This window comes from Myroides injenensis M09-0166 (assembly GCF_000246945.1).
Lineage (GTDB): Bacteria > Bacteroidota > Bacteroidia > Flavobacteriales > Flavobacteriaceae > Flavobacterium > Flavobacterium injenense.
Genome location: NZ_BAEX01000110.1, coordinates 1 through 9831 on the forward strand (window position 1 = coordinate 1; position 9831 = coordinate 9831).

At 31.7% G+C, this 9831-nt stretch carries 3 protein-coding genes; all 3 read left to right on the forward strand.

Annotation, left to right across the window (positions count from 1 at the left end; genetic code table 11):
* The first annotated feature begins 501 nt into the window (after positions 1-501).
* The 3 genes from RH98_RS13850 (at position 502) to RH98_RS13860 (ending at position 9794) form a co-directional block, all read left to right on the forward strand.
* On the forward strand, positions 502-5589 hold the full coding sequence (locus RH98_RS13850; RefSeq protein ID WP_010256190.1) for a translocation/assembly module TamB domain-containing protein: 5088 nt from the start codon (positions 502-504) through the stop codon (positions 5587-5589).
* A complete protein-coding gene (gene tamL, locus RH98_RS13855; protein ID WP_010256193.1) occupies positions 5567-7879 on the forward strand; it encodes a translocation and assembly module lipoprotein TamL in 2313 nt (770 codons plus the stop codon). Before RH98_RS13850 ends, tamL begins: the two co-directional genes overlap by 23 nt.
* A gap of 520 nt (positions 7880-8399) precedes the next feature.
* On the forward strand, positions 8400-9794 hold the full coding sequence (locus tag RH98_RS13860) for a sigma-54-dependent transcriptional regulator (protein ID WP_010256194.1): 1395 nt from the start codon (positions 8400-8402) through the stop codon (positions 9792-9794).
* Positions 9795-9831: the final 37 nt, after the last annotated feature.

The following is a 9831-nucleotide window of genomic DNA, read 5'->3' on the forward strand; positions in this document are numbered from 1 at the left end:
TTTAACTCTAAAAAAGGCTTCTTAAGCCTTGTAAATGCTGGGTTTTGTTAAAAATTAGTTTTGCTAAAAAGGTTAATAAATGTATTTTTTGGTCATTATTTTCCCTTGCAGTAAATAGGTATAGTGGTTTTTTGTATTGCTGTGTTGCGTGCTACTATAAGTGAGGTTTAAAGTTATAGTATTCAAATATGAGATAGCTGATGTTATTGAAATAGTATTGGTTAATAAAACGCAAAATCTAAAAGGTTATACTGCTATCAGATTGCGAAATTATTCAATCTTTTTGCTAAATTTATTATTCAAATGGCTTCTAAGTAATATTTGAATTATTAGCTTATTAGGACTAATAGATACGTTTTGTTTTATAATTTAATTTTTTGTGTTAAAAAAATGAAAGAAGTAGCTTAAAAGGTTACTTTATATCGGATTTTAAAAGAAAATTCTTGTTGTTAGGTATACATTAATGATAATGTTTTTATTATTTTTGAAAAAAAATTAATCTTGAATCGACTAGTTGTAAAAATAGGGAAAATTATAGGATGGATTTTCCTGAGTATTGTTGTTCTCCTTGTATTAATCATTGTAGCGGTACAGATTCCCTACATCCAAAATAAAATTAAGAATGTAGCCATCACTTTTGTACAAGATAAAATAGGTACTAAGGTGGAACTGGATCGTGTGGAGATTGCATTTCCAAAGAAAATTGTTATAAAAGGACTTTACTTAGAGTCACAACAAAACGATACTTTAATTTATACTAAATATTTAGGTGTTGACATTGGTTTGTTTAAGCTTTTAAATAATACAGTCGATGTTAGTAATGTAGAGTTAGAAGGTTTTAAGACTAATGTAAAAAGAGATAGTTTACAGCGCTTTAATTTTGATTATATTATAGATGCATTTGCCTCTGATGATGACAAAGAAGAAAGTGACAGTGCACCAATGCGAATTGATGTCGGACAAATTAGTTTAAAAGATATTCAAGTAAAGTTTGATGATCAGTATGAAGGACATCATTTAGCTTTAAAATTAAATAGTTTTATTACTCGATTTAAAGATTTTGACTTAGATGATATGAAGTTTGCAATTCCTAAAGTTGGGATTGATGGCTTAGTAGTTGATTATCAGAAAGCATTGTCTTTAAAACTAATTTCTGAAATCACTGATAGTAACAAGAGTGAATCTCCAGAAGAAACCTCTACACTTCCAAAGTTACAATTAGGTACTATTGAATTTAAAGACTTTAATGTTAGCTACAAAGATGACGAATCAAAAATGTCTGCGTCTTTGTTATTAGGGCATTTTATGACTTCATTTGACACTATTGACCTAGAAGGACAGCAGATTGATATTAAAGAGATAAAATTACTCGATACAAAGGGACAGGTGCAATTAGCGCAAGTATCTTCTGATTCTAAAACTTCTGCGGAAGTAAAAGATGAAAGTAAGGAAAGTATGCCACAAGAGAGTGAGAACCAAGATACAACCATACCTTGGCGAATAGGTATTAAAGACTTTGTATTAAAAAAGATTGATGTACAGTTTGACAATGAAAGCAAAAAAGCTTTGGCAGAGGGATTGGATGCTAATCATATAAAAGTAGAAAACTTGAACTTCAGATTAAAAGACTTTCAGTTTTCGCCTAATACTATCACAGGAAATTTAGCTGGTTTTTCATTTAAAGAGAAAAGTGGTTTTGAGTTGACAAATTTCAAAACCTATTTCTTATATAGTGAACAATCTTCTTTTATTAAAGATTTTCTATTAGAAACACCACATACTAAGTTGAAGTCATCTATAGTTTTAAATTATCGTGACATCAATAAGATTAAGGAACAATTAGCTGATATTTCTGTGGATGTTTCTGTATTTGATTCTCATATAGGTTTAAAAGATGTTGATATTCTAATGCCTTCAATATGGAAGCAGAGTGATCTTCCTAATTTACAAAATGAAACGGTTTCTTTAGGGGTTAAATCTAAGGGAGTGGTAAGTGATTTAACTATAGAAGAGTTCTTTATTAAAGGGTTTAAATCTACTGTGGTAAATGTCAATGGGAAAGTAAAAGGATTGCCAGATATCGAGAAAGCTTATGTTAATCTGAATTTAAAACAAGCTCAAAGCTCTGCTCGTGATATTACTTTATTGGCACCTAAGAATACCATTCCATCTAATATCGAAATCCCACAAAATATTTCGCTAAAAGGGTTTGTCAGTGGAACCATGAAAGATATAGGTACCCAAATGGATTTAAAAACAAGTTTGGGGAATGTCAGTTTATTAGCTAAAATCGATCAGAAGAAGAAAGGGAAAGAAGCCTATGAGTTAGACTTTAAAGTCAATGAATTAAACGTTGGACGTTTGATAAAAAATGATTCTATTGGTATAGTTACGCTCTCTGCAAAAGCAAAAGGTACGAGTTTTGTACCTGAAACTGCTAATGGTGTAGCTAGTTTTGAGATCGAAAAAGCGGAGTATAATAAATACACTTATAATAATGTAAAATTAGAGGCTGCTCTTAATGATGGTGAGTATTATATAAAATCGGTAAATAAAGATCCTTATTTAACATTTGACATTGACGCGAAAGGACTTTGGACTAAAAATAATATTAGCTTAAAGCTATTGGCTAACTTTCAAAATATTGATTTGTATAAGCTAAATATTGAAAATGAACCTAGTATTTTCTCAACGATTATAGATGCCGATATGGCTAATATTCTTCCTGATAGTCTAGTGGGAAAACTACAAATTAGAGATTTTGGTTTTGCGACACTTAAGAATAGTTTCAATCTAAACCCTATTACAATAGAGGCTAGTGCAAAAACCAATTATCGAAAAATAAGTTTGTCTTCACAATTAGCTGACTTTGATATGGAAGGTGATTATCGCTTAACTGAGTTAGCAGATGCTATGGAGGAGAGTTTACAACATTACTTCAAGAAAGATTCAGAGAAAGACAAGCAAGAAACTGTTGCAAAAGATAATACAAAAGAGAACAAAAGAAGTCAACATTTTTCGTATGATTTAAGAATTAAGTACGACAAGGTTTACACTGAAATATTACCAGAATTAAAAGTATTAGAGCCTATTAGAGTGAGTGGTAAATATGATCAAAGCACTCATTATTTAAGTCTTAAAGGAGGGATATCGAATGTGGAGTACGGCGAGAATAAAATTGAAAATGTTACATGGGATATTCAACCTGTAAATAATGCTTTGACCTATCAGTTTGATGTAGCTAGTATTTCTAATGCAGCTATTCGACTCAGAAGACTTGATCTTAAAGGATTTGCTAAAGATAATATACTTGCGTATAATCTAAACCTAAAGGATAAGGAGAATAAGATTTGTTACTTAATAGCGGGAGAATTAGAGGCAAAAGGAAAAGAGCTAACAGCTCGTCTATTGACTGACGGATTCATTATGGATTACGTCAAGTGGGATGTAAATCCTGACAATAGAATTGTCCTAGGAGAGAAGGGGATTTACGTAAGAGATTTTGAAATAAAGGATAATAATAGTGGTATTGCTATTTCATCTGAGGATGAAGTATTCAATAGTCCACTGCATATAAAGTTTAATGACTTTAAGATAGAGACACTGACTCGCATGGTCAAAAAAGACAAAGAGTTAGCGAGTGGGGCTATTAATGGGTATGTCAGTTTAGTAGACTTATCAAAAGATTTTCGCTTTATATCTAGTTTAGATATTAACAGTCTTACAGTATTTGAAAATTTATTGGGTAATCTACATATAGGTGTTAAGAATGAAACTTTAAGCAAGTATCTAGCATTAGTAAGTTTAGAGGGAGGACCTAACCGTATAGTGGTAAAAGGAATTGCAGATGTAGATCAAGAAGACTTGAATATGAATATCAATGTAGAAAAGCTAGAGTTAAAATCTCTTGAGCGTTTTACGATGGATAATCTGTCAAATGGAGAAGGTTATTTCTCAGGGAATATTGATGTTACTGGAAAGTTTACACAACCTAGTGTACTAGGAGATTTTAAATTTAATAATATTGGTTTTCATGTTAATCCGATTAGTGCAGATTTTAAAAATATCAATGAGAAAATATTATTCACTAATAGAGGCATTGAGTTTGACAAATTTTCTATAACTGATAGTTATGGTAATTTATTGGTCTTCGATGGACAGATACTAACAAAAAACTATACAGATTTTGCCTTTAACCTGGGTATTACAGCTCTTGATTTTACCGCTATTAATTCTACTTCTAAAGACAATGACATGTATTATGGTAAGTTGGTCTTTGATAGTAATATTAAGATTAAAGGTAATATGAATACTCCTATTGTTACGGGAGGATTAGCGATTAATAAAAAGACTAATTTCACTATTGTCATGCCACAAGAGGATCCTTCGATTGCCGATAGAGAGGGAATAGTGGAGTTTATAGATGAGGAGAGTATACGTTTAGCAGAACTACAGAAGTATCAGGACAACTTTAATAATTCAGAGTTAAAAGGATTAAATGTTTCTCTAGCTATTAAGGTAGATAAAGAGGCAACATTTACCATGATAATGGATAAAGTTAGCGGTGATAAAGTTACTATTAAAGGTGAAGGAGATATCGTAGGTGGAATAGATCCTTCAGGTCAGGTAACGTTAACTGGTCGCTATGAGTTTGATGAAGGATCGTATGATTTAAGTTTTAATATGCTGAAACGAAAATTTGAGATTCAAAAAGGTAGCTATATCATTTTTGCAGGAGAACCTACAGATGCTATTTTAAATATGACGGCTATATATCAAGTTAATACTGCGCCTCTCGATTTATTACAAGGTCAGTTAACACAGTTATCGCCGACACAGCAAAATATGTATAAACAAAAGATTCCTTTTCAAGCCTTGTTAATGATGAAAGGGGAACTGCTAAAACCTGAAATAAGTTTTAATATTCAGTTGAAAGATGGTATTACTAGCGTGTCGGGTGATGTTATTAATAATACCAATACCAAACTGGTTCAATTGCGTACTAATGAATCAGAGATGAATAAACAGGTATTTGCTCTTTTATTATTAAGTAGATTTATTGGAGAGAATCCTTTTGAAAATAGTGCAGGAGGAATGTCTGCAGGTGCTATAGCACGACAAAGTGTAAATCAATTCTTATCAGATCAGCTGAATAATTTGGCAAGTAGTCTGATCTCAGGTGTAGAACTAAACTTTAATCTTGATTCTAGTGAAGATTTTTCAAGTGGAACTCGCGAGAATAGAACAGACCTTAATGTAGCTGTGTCAAAACGATTGTTTTCAGATCGCTTAAAAGTAACAGTAGGAAGTAATTTTGAGGTAGAGGGTAGTCAACGTGAAAATGAACAAGCAGCTAATATTGCTGGAGATATAGAGATAGAGTACGCACTTTCTAAGGATGGTCGCTATTTATTAAGAGCATATCGCAAAAACAGGTATGAAGTTGCCTTGCAAGGGCAGGTAATAGAAACAGGGGTAGGATTTGTGATCACGATGAGTTATGAGAATTTTAGAGAATTGTTTGAGCGATCAAAAGATAAAAGACAATTAAAAAAGCAGTTGAGAAATGAGAGTAAAAAAGAATTATAGTTTATCAAGAATTTTCACTCTAGGAATAATAGGTTTCTTACTGTTTTCTTGTAGTACGACTCGTCATCTAACAGATGGAGAATATTTATATACAAAAGGAGTAGTAAAAATAGAGAGTGATTCATTGTCTAAAAGTGAGAAAAGTGAAATGTCGCATAACTTGACAGAGTTGTTGCGACCAATTCCCAATAGTACTTTTTTGGGAATGCGCCCAAAGCTTTATTTCTATAATTTAGGAGCAAATCCTAAAAAAACCAATGTATTAAGAAGATGGTTGAGTAAAAAATTTGGTGAGCCACCTGTATTGTTTAGCCAGGTGGATATGCAATACAATAGCGAAATTTTAAGTAATAGACTTGAGAACTCTGGATATTTCAATGTAGAAGTAGAATATGATACACTAAAAGTAGCTGCAAAGAAAAGAGGAGCACAATATATAGTAACACCAAATGATCAGTATAAAATAAATAATGTTACTTTTTTAAATGATTCAACGCCATTGCAACAGCTTATTTTTGATACAAGTAAATGGACACGTTTAAGAAAGGGAAGAGCTTATAGTTTAGATAATATAAAAGAAGAGAGAGTTCGATTTGATAACTATGTGAAGAATAAAGGATATTATTATTTCAGTCCAAACGATATATTAGTTCAAGTAGATAGTACAGTAGGGAATCATAAAGTAAATCTTTTTGTAAAGGTAAAAGATCAAACACCTAAGCTTGCTTTAAATGCTTATACGATTGATAATATATATGTATATTCAGACTATTCATTAAATGATGGTAATTATAAAGAAAGCATTGACTCAGCATATCAATATAAAGATTTAACTATTATAGATCCTAAGAAAAGATTCAAACCTATGATTTATGATAGAACTATCTTTTTAGATAAGGGAGAACTTTATAATCGAAATGATCATAATTTATCTTTGAATAGGTTAGTCAACTTAGGAGTTTTTAAGTTTGTGAAAAATTCATTTGAGATTTCCGATAGTATAAATAATAAGCTTGACGTATATTATTTTTTAACGCCAGATAATCCAAAGTCTTTGCGATTAGAGTTATTAGGTAAGACGAATTCAGCAAGCTATAATGGTGCGGAACTAAACCTTAATTGGAGTAATAAAAATTTCTTCAGAGGTGCTGAATTGTTTTCAGTATCGGCTTATGGAGGAGCAGATTTTCAAATGTCGGCAAGAAATAAGGGATATAATGTCTATAAAGCAGGTATTCAGGCAAATCTAACTTTTCCTAGATTAATTACTCCTTGGGATTTTAATTCCACAAGTGCCTATATACCCAAAACAAGAGCTAGTATAGGTGCAGAGTATTTAGAACGAAGTAAATTATATGCTTTAAAGTCATTTACTGCCTCGTGGGGATATTTGTGGAAAGAAAGCCAAACAAAGGAACATACGTTTAATGTTCTTGAAGTGAATTACGTAAGTCCAGAGCATGTTACAGATTTGTATAGAGAAACAGCAGCAGGTAATCCGTCATTAGAAAGAGTATTGGATAAGCAATTAATATTTGGTCCTACTTACTCTTATACCTATACCAATACAATGAAGCAGTATTTAAAAAACACGTTTTATTACAATGCTTCATTAGATTTATCAGGGAATATTACTGGTCTTTTAATGGGGGCGAATGTGGATAAAGATAAAGAGAAAAGTATTCTAGGAGTACCTTTTAGTCAATATATTAAAACAGATCACGATTTTAGAATCTATCATAAGTTAAGTAGAACTTCTGTGTTAGTAAGTAGAATTAGAGGGGGAGTAGGCGTTGCTTATGGAAATTCTAAAAATATGCCTTATACTAAACAGTTTTATATAGGTGGTTCAAACAGTATTAGAGCATTTAGAGCTAGAACATTAGGTCCAGGTAGTTTTGATCCGAAAACGTATAATAGCAAGTTTATACCCGATCAATCAGGAGATATGATTTTGGAGTTTAATCTAGAGTACCGCAAAAAGTTAGTAAGTATTATTAATGGAGCTTTGTTTATTGATGCAGGAAACGTGTGGAATTTGAATGAGGTTGCAGATAGACCTGGGGGAAAAATCAGTTCTAATTTTTATAAAGAGATTGCCATTGGTGCAGGTGCAGGATTGCGATTTGATATTACATTTTTAGTGTTGCGATTTGATTTTGGATTTCCGTTGCGTATTCCGTATAATGAGCCAGGAAGTCGCTGGGTTGTGAAAGATATTGATTTTGGAAGTGGTCGATGGAGGAAAGATAATTTGATGTTTAACTTTGCAATTGGGTATCCTTTCTAAAAATTGTGGAATCATTACCCGTTTTGTTCCTGTCTTTTATTGTAGTGTATGAGTGGACTAAAATATATGGTGTAAATAATATGTTGATATTTAAATAGTTATTTTAAATATTTACTTTTTTACTTTTTTGGCACAGTTTTGACTATATACTATAGCGTAAGGTGTTATGAAAAAAAAACTGGAGGGACTTATTCCTTCGCTAAGAAAAAGAAAATTTTAAGTTTGTTTTAAAAAGTTATGTTATTGTAAGATAACATGTAGATCGTTAGTAAGGTGAAGAAGAGAAATCTTCAGGTAAATAGGGAGCTTTGGCTCCCTTTTACTGTTTATATAAGGCTATATTATTAATATAAGCGCTATTTTAGTTAAAGATTTTTTTGATTGGACAATAATAGGGAGTCAGAAGATGTTTACTTAATAAGTAGGCAAAGATTCTTTAATTAACCTTAATTTTTCAACCGTATTGGTTTCTGATACAGAAAAACATTAAATTTGCCTTTAGCACTTAAATAATGAAAATATGAGTCACAAGATTCTAGTAATAGACGATGATGTTCCTTTTTGCGAAATGCTAAAAACTTTTTTAACTAAAAAAGGCTTTATGGTTTCTAACGCATTTAGTTGTGCAGAAGCAGAACAAGCAATAGAACAGGAGTGCTATGATATAGTTTTGACCGATGTACGTCTACCGGATAGTGATGGTATCGAATTATTAAAATTTATAAAAAGACAATGTCCTTCTTCTCAGGTGATTTTAATGACTGGTTATACAGAGATTAAGACTGCTGTAAATGCAATGAAATTAGGAGCATTTGATTATGTTGCTAAACCAATTAATCCAGACGAGATAGTACTGACAATAAAAGCAGCCTTAGATAAAAAAGCAAATTATGCTAGTAGTGAAAAAAAGAGCTCTACTAAAGTAGTTGCAAATGCAAAAGCAGAAAGTGAGGCTGAGGAATATGTTAAGGGTAATAGTAAAGTATCTAAACAACTACACGAGTATATTGACTTGGTAGCTCCTACTAATATGTCTGTTTTAATCATTGGAGATAGTGGTACAGGAAAAGAGAATATTGCACATTCTATACATTTAAAAAGTAAGAGAAAAGATAAGCCTTATATTGCAGTAGACTGTGGTGCCATACCTAAAGATTTAGCTTCGAGTGAGTTCTTTGGGCATATAAAAGGTTCATTTACTGGAGCTGTTACTGATAAGATTGGACATTTTGAAGCAGCCAATGGAGGTACTATATTTTTAGATGAGGTAGGTAATCTTTCTTATGAAGTGCAAGTACAATTGTTGCGTGCATTGCAAGAGCGAAAAGTAAAGCCTGTTGGAAGTAGTAATGAAGTAGATGTTGATATTCGTGTAATCGCAGCTACAAATGAAGATTTGTTACAAGCAGTAAGAGATGGAGAGTTCCGTGAAGATCTGTATCATAGATTAAATGAATTTGGAATAGTAGCTCCTCGTCTAATTGATAGAGGGGAAGATATTCTGATGTTTGCAATGCATTTCTTAAAAGAATCTAATTGTGAATTAGAGAAGGAAGTAAAAAAGTTTTCTAGTGAAGTAGAACGCGTATTTTTGACTTATGATTGGCCTGGGAATTTACGTGAGATGAAAAATATTATCAAGCGTTCTGTTTTATTAACAAGAGGGGAAATCATAGAGAAAGAGGTTTTACCACAAGAGATTCTTAATCCTAAACCAATTCTTTCAAGTAATTCTACAGGCGGAAATGTAACTGAAGAAGAAGATCTAAAGTTGTTTTCTTCTAGAAATGAAGAACAAGCAATTCGCACAGCTTTAGAAAAAGTGAAGTTTAATAAAACCAAAGCAGCTCAAGTATTAGGTATTGACAGAAAAACATTATATAATAAAATGAAATTATATAATATTGAACTTTAAACTTAAAAGAATAAAAAATAAGAGGCGTTATCTTTTA